This is a genomic window from Streptomyces daghestanicus (assembly GCF_020521275.1).
Taxonomy (GTDB): domain Bacteria; phylum Actinomycetota; class Actinomycetes; order Streptomycetales; family Streptomycetaceae; genus Streptomyces; species Streptomyces griseoviridis.
The window spans coordinates 1,489,480-1,512,118 of the sequence record NZ_BNDX01000008.1; the positions used below are offsets into that span (position 1 = coordinate 1,489,480).

Consider the following 22,639-nt stretch of genomic DNA (forward strand, 5'->3'; position numbering starts at 1 on the left):
TCACCTCCCCGAGGCGTACGCCACGAACTCCCCCCACGCCCCAGGCGCGACCGCCAGCCGAGGACCGTCCACGGCCGTCTTGGAATCACGCACGTGCACGGCATGCGGGGCTATCGCCACCTCGACACAGGACTCCCCGTTCGCGCCACCGCTGTGGCTGCTCTTGAACCACGCCAGTTCGGAGGCGCCCCCGGCGGATTCCTTGCGCATCATGTGTCTCCGGCTCCGCGAGCGCCGCGTGACCGGGCACGTCGAGACGGTGGTCCTGGACTCCGAGGGCCTCTCCGGGTGGATCGCCCAGGACCGCGAGGTCCTCGCGGTGCTCCAGGTGTTCCACGCCCTGGGCACGGACGTCGTCATCGGTGCCAACACCATCGTGGAAGTCACCCACGCGCGCGTGAACCCGCACCGGCTGCGGTGGGCACTGTCCCGCGCCCGCGTCGAGCCGGTGACCGCGGACGCGGCGAAGGCGTCCGCGGAACTGCTCAAGGCCGCGGGCCTGCACGGTCACAAGGACGCCATCGACGCGACCGTCGCGGAGATGGCCCTCCGCCAGCCGGGCCCCGTCGCCCTGCTGACGTCCGGCCTCGACGACATGTCCCGGCTGTGCGGGGGCCGGGTCCAGCTCACCGGCATCTGAGAAGGGCGTCCCCGCCCCCCGGTCCGTACCAACCCCTTGCCCCGCCTCCCCGAGCCCCGCAAGCTCCCCTCGGCCCCGTCGGCCCAGCTCAGCGCGGGCGACCCGCGGAACGGCTCGGCACGCGTGGACAGCCCCGGCCCCCGGCTCCCCTCGTCGCCACCGAACCGGTACAGCAGCAGCGAGGGCCGTACGGCGACCACGGCGACGGCCACCGTGACCAGTACGCCGATCACCCCGAGGAGCCGGCGCCGGCGTACCCGGCCGCCGCCGCTCTCCTGCCGGGCCGGCCCGGTCCGCCGCCCCCGGGGGCTCCGCGGACGCCCGTTCCCCTGGCGGGCCGCAGCCTCGCCCGGGGAGCCCCCGGCGGCGCGCTTCAGGAACGCCTCCGACTCCGCGTCGGACACGGACGGTTCGTCATCGGGCGAGGCACTCACGGGCCGCTCTCACGGCAGAGGGAACGGGTCGCAGGACAGTCTCCCCGCTGCCACCGACAACGCCCGCCGAGAACGGCGAAGGGCCCGCACGACCGAAGTCGTGCGGGCCCTCAGAGGCTGGATCAGCCCAGGTCAGGTCACTTGTTGATCTTGGTGACCTGGCCGGCGCCCACGGTCCGGCCACCCTCGCGGATGGCGAACTTCAGGCCCTCTTCCATGGCGACGGGCTGGATGAGCTCCACCTTCATCTCGGTGTTGTCACCCGGCATGACCATCTCGGTGCCCTCGGGGAGGGTCACCACGCCGGTCACGTCCGTCGTGCGGAAGTAGAACTGCGGACGGTAGTTGTTGAAGAACGGCGTGTGGCGGCCACCCTCGTCCTTGGACAGGATGTAGGCCTGCGCCTCGAACTCGGTGTGCGGGGTGACCGAGCCCGGCTTGATGATGACCTGGCCGCGCTCGACGTCCTCGCGCTTGATGCCGCGGAGCAGCAGACCGACGTTCTCACCGGCCTGGCCCTCGTCGAGCAGCTTGCGGAACATCTCGATACCGGTGACCGTGGTGGTGGTCTTCTCGGTCTTGATGCCGATGATGTCGACGGTCTCGTTGACCTTGAGGACACCACGCTCGATGCGGCCGGTGACGACCGTACCGCGACCGGTGATGGTGAAGACGTCCTCGATCGGCATCAGGAACGGCTTGTCGACGTCACGCTCGGGCTCCGGGATGGCCTCGTCCACGGCCTTCATGAGCTCCAGGACGGACTTGCCCCACTCGGCGTCGCCCTCGAGCGCCTTCAGCGCCGAGACCTTGACGACCGGCAGGTCGTCGCCCGGGAACTCGTACTCGGAGAGCAGCTCACGAACCTCGAGCTCGACGAGCTCCAGGATCTCCTCGTCGTCCACCATGTCGGCCTTGTTCAGCGCGACGACGATGTACGGAACGCCGACCTGGCGGGCCAGGAGCACGTGCTCCTTGGTCTGCGGCATCGGGCCGTCGGTGGCGGCGACCACGAGGATGGCGCCGTCCATCTGCGCCGCACCCGTGATCATGTTCTTGATGTAGTCCGCGTGACCGGGGCAGTCGACGTGGGCGTAGTGACGCGTCTCGGTCTGGTACTCGACGTGCGCGATGGAGATGGTGATACCGCGCTGGCGCTCCTCGGGAGCCTTGTCGATCTGGTCGAAGGCCGAGGCCTCGTTCAGGTCCGGGTACGCGTCGTGCAGCACCTTGGTAATGGCGGCCGTGAGGGTCGTCTTACCGTGGTCGATGTGACCGATGGTGCCGATGTTGACGTGCGGCTTAGTCCGCTCGAACTTCGCCTTCGCCACTGGGGTCCTCCTGTGGAGTGGTTCTGAACGCCTTGCTTCATCGGCGCCAGGTGATCTTTGCTGGATATCCCGGGCCCGGGGCATTCCGCCGGGTTGGTGGCGGAATGCCCTCCGTCAGGCTCCGGAGTCAAGCCTAAGGCGTGGATACGCGGTCCGTTAAACGGAGCCTCGTTACTCGCCCTTGGCCTTCGCGATGATCTCCTCGGCGACGTTCCGCGGAACCTCGGCGTAGGAGTCGAACTGCATCGAGTAGCTTGCGCGACCCGACGTCTTGCTGCGGAGGTCGCCGACGTAGCCGAACATCTCCGACAGGGGCACGAGCCCCTTGACGACGCGGGCACCGGCCCGCTCCTCCATGGCCTGGATCTGGCCACGGCGGGAGTTGATGTCGCCGATGACGTCGCCCATGTAGTCCTCGGGCGTGGTGACCTCGACGGCCATCATCGGCTCGAGCAGCACGGGGCTGGCCTTGCGCGCGGCCTCCTTGAAGGCCTGCGAACCGGCGATCTTGAACGCCAGCTCGGAGGAGTCCACCTCGTGGTAGGCACCGTCGAGCAGCGTCACGCGGACACCGGTCATCTCGTAACCGGCGAGGATGCCGAACTGCATGGCCTCCTGCGCGCCGGCGTCCACCGAAGGGATGTACTCCTTCGGCACACGGCCACCGGTGACCTTGTTGACGAACTCGTAGGAGGCGTCGCCACCCTCGATCGGCTCGATCGCGATGATCACGCGAGCGAACTGGCCGGTACCACCCGTCTGCTTCTTGTGGGTGAACTCGACCTTCTCGACGGCCTTGCGGATCGTCTCACGGTACGCGACCTGCGGCTTGCCGACGTTGGCCTCGACCTTGAACTCGCGCTTCATCCGGTCGACCAGCACCTCGAGGTGAAGCTCGCCCATACCGCCGATGACGGTCTGGCCGGTCTCCTCGTTGGTGTGCACCTGGAAGGAGGGGTCCTCCTCCGCGAGACGCTGGATGGCGACACCCAGCTTCTCCTGGTCGCCCTTGGACTTGGGCTCGATCGCGACCTCGATGACCGGCGCCGGGAAGTCCATGGACTCCAGGATCACCGGGTTCTTCTCGTCGGACAGCGTCTCACCGGTCGTGGTCTGCTTCAGACCCATCACGGCGACGATGTCGCCGGCGCCCACCGACTCGATCTCCTCACGCTTGTTCGCGTGCATGCGGTAGATCTTGCCGATGCGCTCCTTGCGGCCCTTGACGGAGTTCAGCACGGCGGTGCCGGACTCCAGGCGGCCGGAGTACACGCGGACGAAGGTGAGCTTGCCGAGGTGCGGGTCGCTCATGATCTTGAACGCCAGCGCCGCGAGCGGCTCGTCGTCGGACGGCTTGCGCGCGATGACCTTCTCCGCGTCCTTCACGTCGTGGCCCTCGATGGCCTCGACGTCCAGGGGGGAGGGGAGGTAGCGCACGACGGCGTCGAGCAGGGGCTGGACGCCCTTGTTCTTGAACGCGGTGCCGCAGAAGACGGGGGTGACGGTGGTGCCGTCGCCCTTGCCGGACGCGATGGTGATACGACGGATCGCGGCGTAGAGCTGCTCCACGGTGGGCTCGGTGCCCTCCAGGTACAGCTCCATCAGCTCCTCGTCGTTCTCGGCGACGGCCTCGAGCAGCTTGCCGCGGTACTCCTCGGCAGCCTCGGTGTGCGTCTCCGGGATGTCGACGATGTCGTACATCTCACCCTTGGTCGCCTCGGCGGACCAGACGAAGGCCTTCATCGTCACGAGGTCGACGACGCCCTTGAAGTCCGCCTCCGCGCCGATCGGCAGCTGCATGACCAGCGGCTGCGCGCCCAGGCGGTCGGAGATCATGTCGACGCAGCGGTGGAACTCGGCACCGGTCCGGTCGAGCTTGTTGACGAAGCAGATGCGCGGAACGCCGTAGCGGTCCGCCTGACGCCACACCGTCTCGGACTGGGGCTCGACACCGGCGACGCCGTCGAACACCGTCACGGCACCGTCGAGCACGCGCAGCGAACGCTCCACCTCTACGGTGAAGTCGACGTGGCCCGGGGTGTCGATGATGTTGATGGTGTGGTCGACGTCTTCCAGCGGCCAGTGACAGGTGGTGGCAGCGGACGTGATCGTGATGCCACGCTCCTGCTCCTGCTCCATCCAGTCCATGGTCGCGGCGCCGTCGTGGACCTCACCGATCTTGTACGACACACCGGTGTAGAACAGGATCCGCTCGGTGGTGGTCGTCTTGCCCGCGTCGATGTGGGCCATGATCCCGATGTTGCGGACCTTGGCCAGGTCAAGTGAAGTGGTAGCCATAAGGCTTCAGTCTTCTCTCGGTCTCGATGTGGGTAGCGACTACCAGCGGTAGTGCGCGAAGGCCTTGTTGGACTCGGCCATCTTGTGCGTGTCCTCGCGCTTCTTCACAGCGGCGCCGAGGCCGTTGGAGGCGTCGAGAAGCTCGTTGAGCAGACGCTCGGTCATGGTCTTCTCGCGACGGGCGCGGGAGTAACCGACCAGCCAGCGCAGCGCGAGCGTGTTGGCGCGACCGGGCTTGACCTCGATCGGCACCTGGTACGTGGCGCCACCGACACGGCGGGACTTGACCTCGAGGGTCGGCTTGATGTTCTCCAGCGCGCGCTTCAGCGTGATGATCGGGTCGTTGCCCGTCTTCTCACGCAGACCCTCCATGGCGCCGTAGACGATGCGCTCGGCGGTGGAGCGCTTGCCGTTCAGCAGCACCTTGTTGATCAGCGACGTGACAAGAGGAGAACCGTAGACCGGGTCGATGATGACCGGACGCTTCGGGGCGGGGCCCTTACGAGGCATTCTTACTTCTCCTTCTTGGCGCCGTAGCGGCTGCGGGCCTGCTTGCGGTTCTTGACACCCTGGGTGTCGAGGGAACCGCGGATGATCTTGTAGCGAACACCCGGGAGGTCCTTCACACGGCCGCCGCGCACGAGCACGATGGAGTGCTCCTGCAGGTTGTGCCCCTCACCCGGAATGTAAGCGGTGACTTCGATCCCGCTGGTCAGACGCACACGCGCGACCTTGCGCAGGGCCGAGTTCGGCTTCTTCGGGGTGGTCGTGAACACACGCGTGCAGACGCCACGGCGCTGAGGGGAACCCTCGAGTGCGGGCGTCTTGTTCTTCTCGACCTTGTCCTGCCGGCCCTTCCGGACCAGCTGCTGGATCGTAGGCACTACTTCTCCGGTTTCTGTGTGCCGATGGGTACAGCTAACCTGGAACGTCGCCGACCCACGCGGTCGGGTGTGTCGAATCCAGCGGTCTCCCGCCGCGAGGCGAAAGGAGCACAGATTACGGTGGCCGCTTGCGGACGTCCGTGCGGTTGAAGGCACGCACAGAAGCCAGGGCACACCCCAGGCACAAGGTCTGAGCGTACCTACCGCATTCGCTGCGGTCAAAACAAATACGGAACGCCCGCGTCCTCCTACGGCACGTGTCAAGCCCGCGAGGTCATCCGGAGGACGCCAGCCCCGCCGCGATCAGCACCGTGACGATGAACGCCCAGCCGGCGATCGACATCCATCCCAGCACCAGCCCGGCCATGGCGAGCCCCTCCCCGCGCTCCCCGGTCCGCCGCATCTCCCCGCGCGCGGCGTGCCCGAGCACCACCGCCGGCACTCCGGTGAGCCCCCCGGTCACGACCGTGAGCACTCCGCACACCATGGCCCCGACCGCCTTGCCGTTGGTGACCGGCGCGGGCGGCGGCAGGAACGTCCCCGGCACCGCCCGCCCGACCGGCACGGGCCCCTGCGGCAGATCCGCGACCAGCACCGCCAGCTCCCCGACGGTCCGCGCCCCGTAGGCCCGCGCGACCCGCTTCTCGAACTCGGCGTGCTCCAGCCGCCCCTCTCCGTACCCGGCCCGCAGCACATCGACGGCCCGCTCACGCTCGGCGTGCGAGGCGAGCAGGGACGACACCGAGGCGGCGGCTGGCTGCGGCACCCCGTAGCCGGGCCAGGGGCGCGGCACAGCACCCGCCGGGCCCGGCACCGGCCGGGGGGTGCCCGCGGGGCCTCCAGGGCCCGGCACGACACCACCCGGCGGCTGGTCCACGCCCTCCCAGGACTGCCATGACGGATACGACACCGAGGACCTCCCGAACGCCCGAGGTTCCTCCATGATGCGCCAAGAACGGCGCTTCTTCGACGGTTCGCGCGGATTGACCGCCCGCGCCCCGCCGCCGCGCCCTCCGCGGCCCGCCCGGTCGCCGCCGGCTGCCCCGGCACGCCGAAGGGCGGCCACCCCGCGCGAAGCGGAGTGGCCGCCCTTCAGTGGACGTAGGCCCTACTGGTTGTACGGCCCGTAGTCGTAGTCCTCCAGCGGCACGGCCTGTCCGGAGCCCGTGCCGAACGGCGAGTAGTCGATGTCGTCGTAGCCGACGGCCGAGTACATCGCGGCCTTGGCCTCCTCGGTGGGCTCCACCCGGATGTTGCGGTAGCGGGACAGACCCGTACCGGCCGGGATGAGCTTACCGATGATGACGTTCTCCTTGAGGCCGATGAGGCTGTCGGACTTGGCGTTGATCGCCGCGTCCGTCAGGACTCGGGTCGTCTCCTGGAAGGAGGCGGCCGACAGCCAGGATTCCGTCGCCAGCGAGGCCTTGGTGATACCCATCAGCTGCGGACGACCGGAGGCCGGGTGACCGCCCTCCTGGACCACACGACGGTTCTCGGTCTCGAACTTCGAGCGCTCGACCAGCTCGCCGGGCAGCAGCTCGGCGTCGCCGGACTCGATGATCGTCACGCGGCGGAGCATCTGCCGGATGATGATCTCGATGTGCTTGTCGTGGATCGACACACCCTGCGAGTTGTAGACCTTCTGCACCTCACCGACCAGGTGGACCTGGACGGCCCGCTGGCCGAGGATGCGCAGCACGTCGTGCGGGTTGGTGGCACCCACGGTGAGCTTCTGGCCCACCTCGACGTGGTCGCCCTCGCCCACCAGCAGACGGGCGCGCTTCGAGATCGGGTACGCCGTCTCGTCGCTGCCGTCGTCCGGGGTGACGACGATCTTCTTGGTCTTCTCGGTCTCCTCGATCCGCACGCGGCCGGAGGCCTCGGAGATCGGGGCGACACCCTTCGGGGTACGGGCCTCGAAGAGCTCGACGACACGCGGCAGACCCTGGGTGATGTCGTCACCGGCCACACCACCGGTGTGGAAGGTGCGCATCGTCAGCTGGGTGCCGGGCTCACCGATGGACTGGGCGGCGATGATGCCGACCGCCTCACCGATGTCGACCAGCTTGCCGGTGGCCAGCGAGCGGCCGTAGCACATCGCGCAGGTGCCGACGGCGGACTCGCAGGTCAGGACCGAGCGGGTCTTGACCTCCTCGACCCCGTGCTTGACCAGCTCGTCGATGAGCACGTCGCCGAGGTCGGTGCCGGCCGGGGCCAGCACCTTGCCGTCGACCACGATGTCCTCGGCGAGGCAGCGCGCGTACACGGACGTCTCGACGTCCTCCGCCTTGAGCAGCACGCCGTCCTTACGGTCGGCGATCTTCAGGCGCAGACCGCGGTCGGTGCCGCAGTCCTCCTCGCGGATGATGACGTCCTGGGAGACGTCGACCAGACGACGGGTGAGGTAACCCGAGTCGGCGGTACGCAGAGCGGTGTCCGCCAGACCCTTACGGGCACCGTGCGTGGAGATGAAGTACTCCAGCACGGACAGGCCCTCACGGAACGACGCCTTGATCGGACGCGGGATCGTCTCGTTCTTCGCGTTCGACACCAGACCACGCATACCGGCGATCTGACGCATCTGCATCATGTTGCCTCGTGCGCCCGAGTTCACCATCATGAAGATCGGGTTGGTCTTCGGGAAGTTGTCGTTCATCGCCTCGGCGACCTCGTTGGTCGCCTTGGTCCAGATCGCGATGAGCTCCTGCGTGCGCTCGTCCTTGGTGATCAGACCGCGCTCGTACTGCTTCTGGACCTTCTCGTCCTGCGCCTCGTAGCCCTTGACGATCTCCTTCTTCGCCTCGGGGACGACGACGTCGGAGATGGCCACGGTGACACCGGAACGGGTCGCCCAGAAGAAGCCGGACGCCTTCAGGTTGTCGAGCGTCGCCGCCACGATGACCTTCGGGTAGCGCTCGGCGAGGTCGTTGACGATCTCGGAGAGCTGCTTCTTGCCGACCTCGTAGTCGACGAACGGGTAGTCCTCGGGCAGCAGCTCGTTGAAGAGCGCGCGGCCCAGCGTGGTGCGCAGCGTGAAGGTGTCACCCTGCTGCCACTCGGGCTCGCCCTCCTCACGGGCCGGCGGGGTCCAGCCGCGCGGCGGGATGGTGCCCACCGGGAAGCGGATGTCGATCTTCGACTGGAGCGACAGCTCGCCCGCGTCGAAGGCCATGATCGCCTCGGCCGCCGAGCCGAACGCGCGGCCCTCGCCCTTGAGGTCCCGGCCCTCGCCGTCGGTGGTGAGGAAGAACAGACCGAGGACCATGTCCTGGGTCGGCATCGTCACCGGACGGCCGTCGGCGGGCTTGAGGATGTTGTTCGAGGACAGCATCAGGATGCGGGCCTCGGCCTGCGCCTCCGCGGAGAGCGGCAGGTGGACGGCCATCTGGTCACCGTCGAAGTCCGCGTTGAACGCGGTGCAGACGAGCGGGTGGATCTGGATGGCCTTGCCCTCGACCAGCTGCGGCTCGAAGGCCTGGATGCCGAGGCGGTGCAGCGTGGGCGCGCGGTTCAGCAGAACCGGGTGCTCCGCGATGACCTCTTCCAGCACGTCGTACACGACCGTGCGGCCGCGCTCGACCATGCGCTTGGCGCTCTTGATGTTCTGCGCGTGGTTCAGGTCGACCAGGCGCTTCATCACGAACGGCTTGAACAGCTCCAGCGCCATCGCCTTCGGCAGACCGCACTGGTGCAGCTTGAGCTGCGGGCCGACGACGATCACGGAACGCGCGGAGTAGTCCACGCGCTTGCCGAGCAGGTTCTGGCGGAAGCGGCCCTGCTTGCCCTTGAGCATGTCGGACAGCGACTTGAGCGGGCGGTTGCCCGGACCGGTCACCGGCCGGCCACGACGGCCGTTGTCGAACAGCGCGTCCACGGCCTCCTGGAGCATGCGCTTCTCGTTGTTCACGATGATCTCGGGCGCGCCGAGGTCGAGAAGCCGCTTCAGGCGGTTGTTGCGGTTGATCACACGGCGGTACAGGTCGTTCAGGTCGGAGGTCGCGAAGCGGCCACCGTCCAGCTGCACCATCGGACGCAGGTCCGGCGGGATGACCGGCACGCAGTCCAGCACCATGCCCTTGGGGCTGTTGCTGGTCTGCAGGAACGCGGAGACGACCTTCAGGCGCTTGAGCGCGCGGGTCTTCTTCTGGCCCTTGCCGGTGCGGATGATCTCGCGGAGCTTCTCGGCCTCTTCCTCCAGGTCGAAGGACTCCAGGCGCTTCTGCAGCGCGGCGGCGCCCATCGAGCCGTCGAAGTAGGTGCCGAAGCGGTCGCGCAGCTCGCGGTAGAGCAGCTCGTCGCCCTCCAGGTCCTGGACCTTGAGGTTCTTGAACCGGTTCCACACCTCGTCGAGGCGGTCGATCTCGCGCTGCGCGCGGTCGCGCAGCTGCTTCATCTCACGCTCGGCACCCTCGCGCACCTTGCGGCGCACGTCGGCCTTGGCGCCCTCGGCCTCCAGCTCGGCGAGGTCCGTCTCGAGCTTCTTGGCGCGGGCCTCCAGGTCGGCGTCGCGGCGCTGCTCGATCTGCTGGCGCTCGACGGAGACGTGGGCCTCCAGCGAGGGCAGGTCGCGCGTACGGCGCTCCTCGTCCACGTACGTGATCATGTACGCGGCGAAGTAGATGACCTTCTCCAGGTCCTTCGGGGCGAGGTCGAGCAGGTAGCCCAGCCGCGACGGAACGCCCTTGAAGTACCAGATGTGCGTGACGGGGGCGGCCAGCTCGATGTGGCCCATCCGCTCACGGCGCACCTTGGCGCGCGTGACCTCGACGCCACAGCGCTCGCAGATGATGCCCTTGAAGCGGACGCGCTTGTACTTGCCGCAGTAGCACTCCCAGTCCCGGGTCGGACCGAAGATCTTCTCGCAGAAGAGCCCGTCCTTTTCCGGCTTGAGGGTGCGGTAGTTGATGGTCTCGGGCTTCTTGACCTCGCCGTGGCTCCACTGACGGATGTCGTCAGCGGTGGCCAGACCGATCCGGAGCTCATCGAAGAAGTTGACGTCGAGCACTATGCGTCAATCCCTCTCAGGGTTGTAAGTCATGGGGTCTGATACGGGGGTCCTGGGGCCGGCGGCCTTCGCGGGGAAGGCCGCCGGACTCCCGTCAGACCTCTTCGACGCTGCTCGGCTCGCGCCGGGACAGGTCGATGCCAAGCTCCTCCGCAGCGCGGAAGACGTCCTCGTCGGTGTCGCGCATCTCGATGGACATGCCGTCCGAGGACAGCACCTCCACGTTGAGGCACAGGGACTGCATCTCCTTGATGAGCACCTTGAAGGACTCGGGGATGCCGGGCTCGGGGATGTTCTCGCCCTTGACGATGGCCTCGTAGACCTTCACGCGGCCGGTGACGTCGTCGGACTTGATGGTCAGCAGCTCCTGGAGGGCGTAAGCGGCGCCGTACGCCTCCAGCGCCCACACCTCCATCTCACCGAAGCGCTGGCCACCGAACTGGGCCTTACCACCCAGCGGCTGCTGGGTGATCATCGAGTACGGGCCGGTCGAGCGGGCGTGCAGCTTGTCGTCGACCAGGTGGTGCAGCTTGAGGATGTACATGTAGCCGACCGAGATCGGGTCCGGGAACGGCTCACCGCTCCGGCCGTCGAACAGCCGCGCCTTGCCGGTCGGCAGCACCATCCGCTCACCGTCCCGGTTGGGGATGGTGTGCTGGAGCAGACCGGCCAGCTCGTCCTCACGCGCACCGTCGAAGACCGGGGTGGCGACGTTGGTACCGGGCTCGACCTTGTCGGCGCCGATCACCTGGAGCCGCTGGGCCCACTCCTCCGCGAGGCCGGAGACGTCCCAGCCGCGGCTGGCGAGCCAGCCGAGGTGGATCTCCAGGACCTGTCCCGGGTTCATCCGGGACGGGACGCCCAGCGGGTTGAGGATGATGTCGACCGGCGTGCCGTCCTCCAGGAACGGCATGTCCTCGATCGGGTTGATCTTGGAGATGACGCCCTTGTTGCCGTGGCGGCCGGCGAGCTTGTCACCGTCGGTGATCTTGCGCTTCTGCGCGACGTAGACGCGCACCAGCTGGTTGACACCGGGGGGAAGCTCGTCGCCCTCCTCGCGGTCGAAGACGCGGACGCCGATGACCTTGCCGGTCTCGCCGTGCGGCACCTTCAGCGAGGTGTCACGGACCTCACGGGCCTTCTCACCGAAGATCGCGCGCAGCAGCCGCTCCTCGGGCGTCAGCTCGGTCTCGCCCTTGGGCGTGACCTTGCCGACGAGGATGTCGCCGGCGATGACCTCGGCGCCGATGCGGATGATGCCGCGCTCGTCGAGGTCGGCGAGGACCTCCTCGGAGACGTTCGGGATGTCCCGGGTGATCTCCTCGGGGCCGAGCTTGGTGTCACGGGCGTCGACCTCGTGCTCCTCGATGTGGATCGAGGAGAGGACGTCGTCCTGCACGAGGCGCTGCGACAGGATGATCGCGTCCTCGTAGTTGTGACCCTCCCACGGCATGAACGCGACCAGCAGGTTCTTGCCGAGCGCCATCTCGCCGTTCTCGGTGGCGGGGCCGTCGGCGAGGACCTGGCCGGCGATGATCCGGTCGCCCTCGCTGACGATGACCTTCTGGTTCACCGAGGTGCCCTGGTTGGAGCGCGAGAACTTCGCCAGGCGGTACGTGATGTACGTGCCGTCGTCGTTGGCGGTGGTGATGTAGTCCGCGGAGACCTCCTGGACCACACCGGGCTTCTCGGCCTTGACCACGTCGCCGGCGTCGACCGCGGAGCGGTACTCCATGCCGGTGCCGACGAGCGGCGCCTCGGACTTGATGAGCGGCACGGCCTGGCGCATCATGTTCGCGCCCATGAGGGCACGGTTGGCGTCGTCGTGCTCCAGGAAGGGGATCATGGCGGTCGCGACCGACACCATCTGGCGCGGCGAGACGTCCATGTAGTCCACGTCCTCGGGGCCGACGTAGTCGACCTCGCCGCCCTTGCGGCGGACCAGCACGCGGTTCTCGGCGAACCGCATGTCGTCGCCGAGCGTGGCGTTGGCCTGCGCGATGACGAAGCGGTCCTCCTCGTCGGCGGTCAGGTAGTCGACGTCGTCGGTGACCTGGCCCTCGACGACCTTGCGGTACGGGGTCTCGACGAAACCGAACGCGTTGACCCGGCCGTAGGAGGCGAGCGAGCCGATCAGACCGATGTTCGGGCCTTCGGGCGTCTCGATCGGGCACATGCGGCCGTAGTGCGAGGGGTGCACGTCACGGACCTCGAAGCCGGCCCGCTCACGGGAGAGACCACCCGGACCGAGCGCCGACAGGCGGCGCTTGTGGGTGAGACCCGACAGCGGGTTGTTCTGGTCCATGAACTGCGACAGCTGGCTGGTGCCGAAGAACTCCTTGATGGAGGCGACGACCGGCCGGATGTTGATCAGCGTCTGCGGCGTGATCGCCTCGACGTCCTGGGTCGTCATGCGCTCGCGCACGACGCGCTCCATACGCGCCAGACCCGTACGGACCTGGTTCTGGATGAGCTCGCCGACGCTGCGCAGACGACGGTTGCCGAAGTGGTCGATGTCGTCGGTCTCGACGACGACCGGCTGGCCGTTGTCGCCGACCGTCTCGGTCTCCCCGGCGTGCAGCTTGACCAGGTACTTGATCGTCGCGATGACGTCCTCGACGGTCAGGATGCCCGCGTCGAGCGGGGCGTCCGCACCCAGCTTCTTGTTGACCTTGTAGCGGCCGACCTTGGCGAGGTCGTAGCGCTTCGGGTTGAAGTAGAGGTTCTCGAGCAGCGTCTGCGCGGCCTCCCGGGTCGGGGGCTCGCCCGGACGCAGCTTGCGGTAGATGTCGAGCAGCGCGTCGTCCTGGCCCTGGGTGTGGTCCTTCTCCAGGGTGGCGCGCATGGACTCGTACTCGCCGAACTCCTCCAGGATCTGCTCGGTCGTCCAGCCGAGCGCCTTGAGGAGGACGGTGACGGACTGCTTGCGCTTGCGGTCGATGCGCACACCGACCATGTCGCGCTTGTCGATCTCCATCTCCAGCCAGGCACCCCGGGACGGGATGATCTTGGCGGAGAAGATGTCCTTGTCGGACGTCTTGTCGATGGAGGAGTCGAAGTAGACGCCCGGCGAACGGACCAGCTGCGACACCACGACACGCTCGGTGCCGTTGATGACGAAGGTGCCCTTGTTCGTCATGAGCGGGAAGTCGCCCATGAAGACGGTCTGGGACTTGATCTCGCCGGTCTCGTTGTTCGTGAACTCGGCGGTGACGAAGAGCGGGGCGGCGTACGTGAAGTCGCGCTCCTTGCACTCGTCGATGGAGTTCTTCGGCGGCTCGAAGCGGTGGTCGCGGAAGGTCAGCGACATCGACCCGGAGAAGTCCTCGATCGGGGAGATCTCCTCGAAGATCTCCTCAAGACCGGACTTGGTGGGGACGTCCTGACCCGACTCGAGAGCCTCCTCGACGCGAGCCTTCCACGCGTCGTTGCCGAGCAGCCAGTCGAAGCTCTCGGTTTGCAGCGCGAGGAGGTTCGGAACCTCGAGGGGCTCCTTGATCTTTGCAAAGGAGATGCGCAGCGGGGCGGTGCTGGCAGCGTTGTTCGTATTCGCGGTCGAGGCATTGCGCGAGGCGGCCAAGAGGGGGTCCTTCCGAGGGCTCGGACTCACTACGCGCGTACCGGTCCCCCACCCTGCACAGAGCCGGAAACCCCAGGTGGGGGCCGATCCGGTCGACGGTGCTCGAGCGAGGGCATGCCCCTGGTGACGGGCAGGGAGCAGCTAACAGGCAGCGCAAAGGGTCAGTGTAGCCACTTGGCACACTGATGTCCAGTCCCGCTCTACGGAGCGCCTCACTACCCTCATCTCGACGTCTGCGGCAAGCCTGCCCTCAACGCACGGTGATACTTCCCTCTGCGTCGCCGATCCATGCCTCGGAACCCGGATCGTTGTGACGACGCGTCCTGAGAATTGCGCGCTGCGTGCGGTTCGTCAAGGCCCCCCTTGCCCGAACCGGGGCGGTCGAAGACACAACGAAGATCACCATACCTCGCTCACACACGGTCGCAAGGCAACCACGGCGAGGTCCGGGAACGACGAAGAGCGACCACCCGATTGGATGATCGCTCTTCGGTGCGTACGCGTTACAGCCCCTGGGGGCCGTTCACACGAACGCGAAGGTCTTACTTGACCTCGACGGAGGCGCCGGCGCCCTCGAGGGCCTCCTTGGCCTTGTCCGCGGCGTCCTTGGCGACCTTCTCGAGGACGGGCTTCGGGGCGCCGTCCACGAGGTCCTTGGCCTCCTTCAGGCCGAGGGAGGTCAGCTCGCGCACGACCTTGATGACCTGGATCTTCTTGTCGCCGGCACCGGTGAGGATGACGTCGAACTCGTCCTTCTCCTCGGCGGCCTCGGCGGCGGCGCCACCAGCGGCACCACCGGCGACGACGACCGGCGCGGCAGCGGCGGCGGTGACGTCGAACTTCTCCTCGAACGCCTTCACGAACTCGGAGAGCTCGATGAGGGTCATCTCCTCGAACTGCGCGAGCAGGTCTTCCTGGCTGAGCTTCGCCATGATGGCGGTCCTTCCACTATTCGGCAGGGGGTGCCGGATGTACTGGGTGAGGCGGGCGTACGTCGGGCCCGCTGCGACCGTTGCCGCTCAGGCGGCGCGGGTCAGAAAGCGAGCCGAATTACTCGGCACCGCCCTGCTCGTCCTGCTTGGCACGGAGCGCGTCCACGGTGCGGACGAGCTTCGACGGCAGCGCCTGGAAGACAGAGGCAGCCTGCGACTGCTTGCCCTTCATGGCACCGGCCAGCTTGGAGAGCAGAACCTCGCGGGACTCGAGGTCCGCAAGCTTCTTGATCTCGTCGGCGGACAGCGCCTTGCCGTCAAGGACACCGCCCTTGATGACGAGATTCGGGTTGTCCTTGGCGAAGTCGCGCAGACCCTTCGCCGACTCCACCGGGTCACCGGTGACGAAGGCGACCGCCGTCGGACCGTTGAACAGGTCGTCGAGCGTCGTGATCCCGGCCTCGTTGGCCGCAATCTTGGTCAGCGTGTTCTTCACCACGGCGTACTGGGCGTTCTCACCGAGCGACCGGCGCAGCGTCTTGAGCTGCGCCACGGTGAGACCGCGGTACTCGGTCAGCACGGCGGCGTTCGAGTTGCGGAACTGATCCGTCAGCTCGGCAACCGCGGCAGCCTTGTCGGGCCTCGCCATAGAGCCTCGGCCTCCTTCCGGGTGATTCGGACCGCGCGGACCCGAAGGAGGACTGGGGAAAACGAAACGCCCCGGCGCAGGCGCTCGGGGCGTAGCTCGACCGCTTGGTCTCCGTACGCGCACGGCACGGATCGATCGGGAGCTTCTCCACTGACACCTGCGCGGGTCGTCCGCTGTTCAGCGGATCCTTCGGCCACCGCACCTTCTTGCGAACGTGCGGCAACGACCAGCGGTCTTTGGCTTCTGTTGGAGAGTACGCGACCGGATCGCCGTCAAGCAAATCCGGTCGGCGGACCGTCATGACGACCGGGACGGAGGGGGCTCGCACCCCGGCTCGCATCCCCGGATCGGAACCTTCGGATCAGACTCCGGAGGCGTCCAGCGACTCCAGCTCGGCCAGTTCCTTCTCGATGTCGGCCAGCTCCTTGTCGAGGTCCTCGGTGGAGCCGGCGTCCGTGGAACCGGTCGCGTCGGAGAGGTCGCCCAGCGCGTCGCCCATCTCCTTGAACATGTCGGCCAGGTCGGTGGTCTCGCCGGCCGGCGGCACCTGCACCTCGGCCTTGGCGCCGTAGTCAGAGAGCTTCATGCTGGTCTCGATGCTGCCCTCGGGGGACTCCATCGAGACGTCCATACGGACGGGCAGGTCGTCCTCGTTGACCCACACCTCGGTGTCGTAGCCCTTGATGCCGGCCTTGTCGATGTTCTCCAGGAGCTGCTTGCGCTCGGCGGGCTTCAGCACCTCCAGGCTCTCGTTGCTCTCCATCATCTCCTTGACGGTGAGCGTGCCCTTGTAGTGCTCGGTCTCGACGCCGTCGACCTTCGCGGTGCCGACGTGCTTGAGGCTGGGCGACTCCAGGAGCATGGCGAGCTGGTCGGCCGGGTTCTGGTTCACGTTCTCCAGGCCCTTGGTCATCTGCTCGGTCAGCGCCTCGTCCCCGGCCATCTCCGCCGCGGCGGCCAGGTCGAACTTCAGCCAGCGCTTGCCGTCCATTTCCTTGGCGGCCTCGGCGCCCATGTCCATGTACATGACGTTGTCCTGCCAGATCATGCGCATCTGCTGGGGCGCGTCCGGCCCGGCGGCCGCGAAGGCGGAGCCCTTCATCGTCATATCCATGACGGTCGGGTCCCAGCCCATCACGCCGTTCATGGTCATGTCGCCGCCCGCCGCCCCCGGCATCGACATGGTCATCTCGACCTTGGCCGACTTGGCCTCGGCGGTCTTCTCGTACGCCGCCGTGATCACCTGGTGGACGGACCGCCCGGCGGAGCCGTCCTTCTCGGCGCCGCAGCCGACGGCACCCCCGGCCAGCACCAGCGCCGCGACACCGGCGAGCGTCGCCCCGCCCCGCTTGCGTATACCAAGCTCCATCGATCCCCCCAGAGGAACGCAAGGATTAGTTTTGTTCAATCTTTGAAAACCCTGTGAGTTTAGCCCACGGGACGATCGGTCCCCGCCGGGTTTCCGCCCACCCCGTCGAGCAGCTCCGTCACGTCCTGGGTGTCGTCGGCCGGGGGTTTCTCGGCGGAGACGCGTACGCCGTAGTCGCGGTAGTGGGCGGTCTGGGTCAGCTCGCCGTCCGCGGTCGTCGCCCGCTCGACCTTCTTGACCAGCAGGTCCCGGTCGTCGATCCACACCTCGACGGTCTGGGCGGTGACGCCGGCGGCCAGGTCCCGGACCGTGCCCGAGTAGTGCGTGGTGAGCCGGCCCCGCACCCGCTCCTCGCCGGCCTTCCGCACGTCGTCGGAGGCCAGCAGCAGATCAAGGGACCGGTCGGGGGTGGCCGCCCGTATCTGGTCCCCCAGCTCCGCGCCGGTGCCGCCCGCCAGGTCGTCCAGGTCCTCGTAGGCGTATCTCACCCAGTGCCGGCCGCCCGCCCGGGCGGCGAAGGCGTCGCCCATGCGCGCGTAGTACGCGTCCGGCAGATAGCGCGCCTCCATCGACGCGCTGCCCAGCTCCCGCATGCTGTCGGCCAGCTCGCCGCCGGTGTAGGTGAGCGTGAGGGTGCCGGTGACCTCGTCGTCGGTCCAGCCGAGGGCGCCGTCCGCCGTCAGGGAGATCGTGGAGCCGATCCGCGTGCCGGACTCCACGCGTGCGGAGCGGGCCCGCTCCGTGGCCCGCTCGGCCGCGCGCAGCCCCGCGGTCACGGCGGCGGCCGGCGACGCGGTCGTCCGCTCGCCGGCCCCATCGGCGTCGTCGGACGGGCCGCAGGCGCCCGTGCACAGCGCCACCAGCGCGATCACCGCGGCCACCGTGAGCGCCATCCGCCCCGCCGGCCGCCGCCCGCCCGTCCCCGTCATCGCTGTCACCCGCCCCCCGGTCGTCCCCGTACCAGAAAGCTAACGCAGACCACTGACAACGGGTCCGGAAACGGGAACGGGCCCCGCGCCCTGGGCAGGGTGCGGGGCCCGTGAACCGGTGCTCCGGGTGAACCGTCAGGCTCAGACCGCGGCCGGGTCCTCCTCGACGAGGAGGTTCCGGGTGCGGTTGGAGTCGACCGGGATGCCGGGGCCCATCGTGGTGCTGATGGCGGCCTTCTTGATGTAGCGGCCCTTGGCGGCGGACGGCTTCAGACGGAGGATCTCCTCCAGGGCCGCACCGTAGTTCTCCACCAGCTTGGTGTCGTCGAACGACGTCTTGCCGATGATGAAGTGCAGGTTCGCGTGCTTGTCGACACGGAACTCGATCTTGCCGCCCTTGATCTCGGTCACGGCCTTGGCCACGTCCGGGGTCACGGTGCCCGTCTTCGGGTTCGGCATCAGACCACGCGGGCCGAGGACGCGACCGAGGCGGCCGACCTTGCCCATGAGGTCCGGGGTGGCGACGACGGCGTCGAAGTCCAGACGGCCCTTCGACACCTCGTCGATCAGCTCGTCGGCGCCGACGATGTCGGCGCCCGCGGCACGCGCGGCCTCGGCACGGTCACCGGTCGCGAAGACCAGGACCCGGGCGGTCTTGCCGGTGCCGTGCGGGAGGTTCACGGTGCCACGGACCATCTGGTCGGCCTTGCGCGGGTCGACACCCAGGCGGAAGGCGACCTCGACGGTGCCGTCGAACTTGGTCGTGGAGGTCTCCTTGGCGAGACGGACGGCCTCGAGCGGGGCGTACAGCTTCTCCCGGTCGATCTTGGCGTCCGCAGCGCGGAGAGACTTGCTGCGCTTGCTCACTACTGCTCCTGTTGGCTTCTAAGGAGTTGTGGTCCGGGCCGAGCAGGCCCTGCCACTACTGCTCGTGTACGGGGGTGGAGGTCAGCCCTCGACCGTGACGCCCATGGAACGGGCGGTGCCGGCGATGATCTTCTCGGCGGCGTCCAGGTCGTTGGCGTTGAGGTCGGGCATCTTGGTGGTGGCGATCTCACGGACCTGGTCGCGCGTGATCTTCGCGACCTTGGTCTTGTGCGGCTCGCCGGAGCCCTTCTCCACGCCCGCGGCCTTGAGGATCATCTTCGCGGCCGGCGGGGTCTTGGTGATGAAGGTGAAGGAGCGGTCCTCGTAGACCGTGATCTCCACCGGGATGACCCAGCCACGCTGCGACTCGGTCGCGGCGTTGTAGGCCTTGCAGAACTCCATGATGTTCACGCCGTGCTGACCCAGCGCGGGGCCGACCGGCGGGGCCGGGTTCGCGGCACCGGCCTGGATCTGGAGCTTGATGAGCCCCGTGACCTTCTTCTTCTTGGGAGGCATAGCTCTCCGGGTCCTTTCGATTCGGGTCCTGCCCGCCTCCGGGCGACAACCCGGACGCAGGCATACCGCACAACGATAACGGGTATGGATGCGCGGCTGAAAACCGAGCAGGTCAGACGCTCGCCGGAGCGAACCGTCTGACCTGCTCGGACGTTTTCGAGCCAGAAGGTCAGTTCTTCTGGATCTGGTCGAAGGAGAGCTCGACCGGCGTCTCGCGGCCGAAGATCTCGACCAGACCCTTGACCTTCTTGGAGTCGGCGTTGATCTCGTTGATCGTGGCCTGGAGGGTGGCGAACGGGCCGTCGGTGACGGTGACCGAGTCGCCGACCTCGAAGTCCAGCACCTGGACCTCGACCTTGCGCTGCGGCACCGGCTTGCCCTCGGCCTCGGCGGCCTCGCGGGCGGCCTTCTCCTCGGCCTCCGGGGCGAGCATCTTGACGATCTCGTCCAGGGTCAGCGGGTACGGGTCGTAGGCGTTGCCGACGAAGCCGGTGACGCCCGGGGTGTTGCGGACGACGCCCCAGGACTCGTTGGTCAGGTCCATGCGGACCAGGACGTAACCCGGCAGCTTGTTCTGGCGGATCGTCTTGCGGTCGCCGTTCTTGATCTGGACGACCTCTTCCTGCGGCACCTCGGCCTGGAAGATGTAGTCCTCGACGTTGAGCGAGACGGCGCGCTGCTCCAGGTTGGTCTTCACGCGGTTCTCGTAGCCGGCGTACGTGTGGATGACGTACCACTCGCCGGGCAGGACGCGCAGTTCCTGGCGGAGCTTCTCGACCGGGTCGATCTCGGGCTCGTCCTCGGCCTCCGCCTCGTCGGCGGCATCGGCGTCGGCGTCCTCGGCGGACTCGGCGTCAGCATCCTCGGACTCGGCAGACTCGGCGTCGGCGGACTCGACGTCGGCAGCCTCGGTCTCGGCGGAGACCTCGGTGTCCTCGTCGCCCGACGCGGTGTCGACGGCGTCGAACTCGTCCTTGACGGACTCGGCCTCCACCTCGTGAGGCTCAACGGCGTCGTTCACGTTCGGGTCAGACACGGTGGCTGCTTCTTCCTGGATACATAGGGGTGGAACACGCGAAAGGAGCGCCGGGTACCTCGGCGCTCTTCGCTCGCGGGTCAGCCGAAGACGTACTTGGCGGCGTGGCTGAGCCCATAGTCAATCACGGTGACCAGGCCGATCATGATGACGACGAAGATGATCACCACAGTGGTGTATGTCGTCAGCTGATTGCGACTCGGCCAGACCACCTTGCGGAGTTCCGCGATGATCTGGCGGTAGAAGAGCGCGAGACGCTTCAGCGGACCCTTTTTGGCACGCTTGCCGCCCTTGCGCTGCTTCTTCTTGGAGTCCGGCGCCTCGTCCTGGGCATCAGGCGTATCGATGGAGCCCACGGCGTCCGTCACTCGTCCTCACCTGATTCCGGGTCGTGGCCGTGCCGCGCCCGGTCTGAGCCGCACGGCGGTGCATTGCTGTACGTACATGCGCACACATCCTGGCGAAGGTGTGTGTAGCAGGGCCGGAGGGACTTGAACCCCCAACCGCTGGTTTTGGAGACCAGTGCTCTACCAATTGAGCTACGACCCTTTGCGTGCCCCCCAACGTACCGCATCCGCCCGGGTGCTTGGTGTGCACCGGGTGGGCGCGGGCTGCTGGAGGCCGACGAGGTGAGAGTGTACGTGGTTCGGCGCCGGGCGTCGAACAGAAAGCGCCGGTACGGGACCGGGCGGGGTCGAGGTGACCGAAGATCGCCCTGGCCGGAGGGTGGTTCCGGACTGGTGTTCCGCTGTTTGTCCGGACCTGTTCACTCCGTGAAACCCGCGTGCCGGGCAGGTTTCCGGTCTGGAACGATGGGCCCATGAGCGCTGCAATCCCTCCCACCGAGCGCCGGGTCTCCGCCCGAGTCGGCGCGATCTCCGAATCCGCCACCCTCGCCGTCGACGCCAAGGCCAAGGCCCTGAAGGCCGCCGGGCGGCCGGTGATCGGCTTCGGCGCCGGTGAACCGGACTTCCCGACGCCCGACTACATCGTCGAGGCGGCGGTCGAGGCCTGCAAGAACCCGAAGTACCACCGGTACACCCCGGCCGGCGGCCTGCCCGAGCTGAAGGCCGCGATCGCCGCGAAGACGCTGCGCGACTCCGGTTACGAGGTCGACGCCTCCCAGATCCTCGTCACCAACGGCGGCAAGCAGGCCATCTACGAGGCGTTCGCCGCCCTTCTCGACCCGGGCGACGAGGTCATCGTCCCGGCGCCGTACTGGACGACGTACCCCGAGTCGATCCGGCTGGCCGGCGGTGTCCCGGTCGAGGTCGTCGCGGACGAGACGACCGGTTACCGGGTCAGCGTCGAGCAGCTGGAGGCGGCCCGCACGGAGAAGACCAAGGTCGTCCTCTTCGTCTCCCCGTCCAACCCGACCGGCGCGGTCTACTCCGAGTCCGAGACCGAGGCCATCGGCCGCTGGGCCGTCGAGCACGGTCTGTGGGTGCTCACCGACGAGATCTACGAGCACCTGGTCTACGGCGGCGCCACGGCCGTCTCGCTCCCGGCGGTCGTCCCCGAGCTGCGCGACAAGTGCATCGTGGTCAACGGCGTCGCCAAGACGTACGCGATGACCGGCTGGCGGGTCGGGTGGGTGATCGGCCCCCAGGACGTGGTGAAGGCCGCCGCCAACCTCCAGTCGCACGCCACCTCGAACGTCGCCAACGTCTCCCAGGCCGCCGCGCTCGCCGCCGTCTCCGGCAGCCTGGACGCCGTCGCGACGATGCGCGAGGCGTTCGACCGCCGCCGCAGGACGATCGTGCGGATGCTCAACGAGATCGACGGCGTGCTCTGCCCGGAGCCCGAGGGCGCGTTCTACGCCTACCCCTCGGTGAAGGCGCTGCTCGGCAAGGAGATCCGCGGCCGCCGTCCGCGGGACACGGTGGAGCTGGCCGCGCTCATCCTGGAGGAGGCCGAGGTCGCGGTGGTGCCCGGTGAGGCCTTCGGCACCCCCGGCTACCTGCGCCTCTCCTACGCGCTGGGTGACGAGGACCTCGTCGAGGGCGTGAGCCGCGTCCAGAAGCTGCTGGCGGAGGCCAGGGACTGACCCGGTCCGGCCGCGGAACAGGGCGCCCTTCGCCACGAAGGGCGCCCTGTTCCTTTGTGCGAGCAAGACCACGTACGGGCAATCGGCTACCGGGACCCGCCCGGCGTACGGCAAGATCCTTG

At 67.9% G+C, this 22,639-nt stretch carries 18 protein-coding genes and 1 tRNA gene; 2 read left to right on the forward strand and 17 right to left on the reverse strand.

Translation table 11 applies throughout. The features are described 5' to 3' along the window. The gene (locus Sdagh_RS16185) at window positions 1–213 is read right to left on the reverse strand and encodes a DUF397 domain-containing protein (RefSeq protein WP_189417924.1); all 213 of its coding nucleotides are present in this window, start codon (window positions 211–213) and stop codon (window positions 1–3) included. Here Sdagh_RS16185 and Sdagh_RS16190 point away from each other — a divergent pair. After that, window positions 212–640 carry a DNA-binding protein gene (locus Sdagh_RS16190; RefSeq protein ID WP_372478451.1) on the forward strand — a complete coding sequence of 143 codons (429 nt, stop codon included), beginning with the start codon at window positions 212–214 and terminating at the stop codon, window positions 638–640. The genes Sdagh_RS16185 and Sdagh_RS16190 overlap by 2 nt on opposite strands. Before the next feature lie 571 nt (window positions 641–1,211). On the opposite strand, the gene tuf is transcribed toward Sdagh_RS16190, so the two are convergent. From tuf to Sdagh_RS16270, 16 genes are all read right to left on the reverse strand, one after another. Beyond that, the gene (gene tuf / locus Sdagh_RS16195; RefSeq protein ID WP_189417929.1) at window positions 1,212–2,405 is read right to left on the reverse strand and encodes an elongation factor Tu; all 1,194 of its coding nucleotides are present in this window, start codon (window positions 2,403–2,405) and stop codon (window positions 1,212–1,214) included. A gap of 171 nt (window positions 2,406–2,576) precedes the next feature. Further along, window positions 2,577–4,703: an elongation factor G gene (gene fusA / locus Sdagh_RS16200; protein WP_189417932.1), complete on the reverse strand. Its 2,127-nt coding sequence runs from the start codon at window positions 4,701–4,703 to the stop codon at window positions 2,577–2,579. Window positions 4,704–4,742: 39 nt separating this feature from the next. Next, complete coding sequence (gene rpsG, locus Sdagh_RS16205; RefSeq protein ID WP_003992340.1) at window positions 4,743–5,213, reverse strand: 30S ribosomal protein S7; 471 nt, start codon at window positions 5,211–5,213, stop codon at window positions 4,743–4,745. 2 nt (window positions 5,214–5,215) lie between these two features. Then, window positions 5,216–5,587: a 30S ribosomal protein S12 gene (rpsL, locus tag Sdagh_RS16210; RefSeq protein ID WP_003948652.1), complete on the reverse strand. Its 372-nt coding sequence runs from the start codon at window positions 5,585–5,587 to the stop codon at window positions 5,216–5,218. Between the two features lie 274 nt (window positions 5,588–5,861). Next, window positions 5,862–6,380, reverse strand: coding sequence for a DUF1707 and DUF4190 domain-containing protein (locus Sdagh_RS16215; RefSeq protein ID WP_226535372.1), 519 nt, complete (start codon window positions 6,378–6,380; stop codon window positions 5,862–5,864). A 315-nt stretch (window positions 6,381–6,695) separates the two neighbouring features. Further along, window positions 6,696–10,592 (reverse strand): DNA-directed RNA polymerase subunit beta', encoded by a 3,897-nt coding sequence (locus Sdagh_RS16220; protein ID WP_189417937.1) that lies wholly within the window; start codon window positions 10,590–10,592, stop codon window positions 6,696–6,698. Between the two features lie 94 nt (window positions 10,593–10,686). Next, complete coding sequence (rpoB, locus tag Sdagh_RS16225) at window positions 10,687–14,172, reverse strand: DNA-directed RNA polymerase subunit beta (RefSeq protein ID WP_189417939.1); 3,486 nt, start codon at window positions 14,170–14,172, stop codon at window positions 10,687–10,689. Between the two features lie 542 nt (window positions 14,173–14,714). Beyond that, a complete protein-coding gene (gene rplL, locus Sdagh_RS16230; protein ID WP_189417941.1) occupies window positions 14,715–15,104 on the reverse strand; it encodes a 50S ribosomal protein L7/L12 in 390 nt (129 codons plus the stop codon). A 118-nt stretch (window positions 15,105–15,222) separates the two neighbouring features. Next, on the reverse strand, window positions 15,223–15,753 hold the full coding sequence (gene rplJ / locus Sdagh_RS16235) for a 50S ribosomal protein L10 (RefSeq protein ID WP_189417943.1): 531 nt from the start codon (window positions 15,751–15,753) through the stop codon (window positions 15,223–15,225). Window positions 15,754–16,114: 361 nt separating this feature from the next. Next, window positions 16,115–17,122, reverse strand: a complete 1,008-nt coding sequence (locus Sdagh_RS16240; RefSeq protein ID WP_226535186.1) for an SCO4651 family lipoprotein — start codon at window positions 17,120–17,122, stop codon at window positions 16,115–16,117. Between the two features lie 59 nt (window positions 17,123–17,181). After that, on the reverse strand, window positions 17,182–18,051 hold the full coding sequence (locus Sdagh_RS16245; RefSeq protein WP_189417946.1) for an SCO4651 family lipoprotein: 870 nt from the start codon (window positions 18,049–18,051) through the stop codon (window positions 17,182–17,184). A gap of 141 nt (window positions 18,052–18,192) precedes the next feature. Further along, on the reverse strand, window positions 18,193–18,918 hold the full coding sequence (gene rplA, locus Sdagh_RS16250; RefSeq protein WP_189417949.1) for a 50S ribosomal protein L1: 726 nt from the start codon (window positions 18,916–18,918) through the stop codon (window positions 18,193–18,195). Between the two features lie 81 nt (window positions 18,919–18,999). Then, a complete protein-coding gene (gene rplK / locus Sdagh_RS16255; RefSeq protein WP_006130605.1) occupies window positions 19,000–19,434 on the reverse strand; it encodes a 50S ribosomal protein L11 in 435 nt (144 codons plus the stop codon). Between the two features lie 169 nt (window positions 19,435–19,603). Further along, the gene (gene nusG / locus Sdagh_RS16260; RefSeq protein ID WP_190076700.1) at window positions 19,604–20,470 is read right to left on the reverse strand and encodes a transcription termination/antitermination protein NusG; all 867 of its coding nucleotides are present in this window, start codon (window positions 20,468–20,470) and stop codon (window positions 19,604–19,606) included. Window positions 20,471–20,550: 80 nt separating this feature from the next. Continuing rightward, window positions 20,551–20,838 carry a preprotein translocase subunit SecE gene (gene secE / locus Sdagh_RS16265; RefSeq protein ID WP_189417954.1) on the reverse strand — a complete coding sequence of 96 codons (288 nt, stop codon included), beginning with the start codon at window positions 20,836–20,838 and terminating at the stop codon, window positions 20,551–20,553. Between the two features lie 108 nt (window positions 20,839–20,946). After that, window positions 20,947–21,019, reverse strand: a tRNA-Trp gene (locus Sdagh_RS16270). A 271-nt stretch (window positions 21,020–21,290) separates the two neighbouring features. Here Sdagh_RS16270 and Sdagh_RS16275 point away from each other — a divergent pair. Next, window positions 21,291–22,517, forward strand: coding sequence for a pyridoxal phosphate-dependent aminotransferase (locus tag Sdagh_RS16275; RefSeq protein ID WP_189417956.1), 1,227 nt, complete (start codon window positions 21,291–21,293; stop codon window positions 22,515–22,517). Window positions 22,518–22,639: the final 122 nt, after the last annotated feature.

Bases quoted from the DNA above. Each gene is read 5' to 3' on its own strand.
- Sdagh_RS16245 (WP_189417946.1), bottom strand. From the start codon at position 18,051: ATGACGGGGACGGGCGGGCGGCGGCCGGCGGGGCGGATGGCGCTCACG.
- Sdagh_RS16275 (WP_189417956.1), top strand. From the start codon at position 21,291: ATGAGCGCTGCAATCCCTCCCACCGAGCGCCGGGTCTCCGCCCGAGTC.
- fusA (WP_189417932.1), bottom strand. From the start codon at position 4,703: ATGGCTACCACTTCACTTGACCTGGCCAAGGTCCGCAACATCGGGATC.
- rpsG (WP_003992340.1), bottom strand. From the start codon at position 5,213: ATGCCTCGTAAGGGCCCCGCCCCGAAGCGTCCGGTCATCATCGACCCG.
- rplK (WP_006130605.1), bottom strand. From the start codon at position 19,434: ATGCCTCCCAAGAAGAAGAAGGTCACGGGGCTCATCAAGCTCCAGATC.
- rplL (WP_189417941.1), bottom strand. From the start codon at position 15,104: ATGGCGAAGCTCAGCCAGGAAGACCTGCTCGCGCAGTTCGAGGAGATG.
- rplJ (WP_189417943.1), bottom strand. From the start codon at position 15,753: ATGGCGAGGCCCGACAAGGCTGCCGCGGTTGCCGAGCTGACGGATCAG.
- Sdagh_RS16185 (WP_189417924.1), bottom strand. From the start codon at position 213: ATGATGCGCAAGGAATCCGCCGGGGGCGCCTCCGAACTGGCGTGGTTC.
- Sdagh_RS16190 (WP_372478451.1), top strand. From the start codon at position 212: ATGTGTCTCCGGCTCCGCGAGCGCCGCGTGACCGGGCACGTCGAGACG.
- Sdagh_RS16240 (WP_226535186.1), bottom strand. From the start codon at position 17,122: ATGGAGCTTGGTATACGCAAGCGGGGCGGGGCGACGCTCGCCGGTGTC.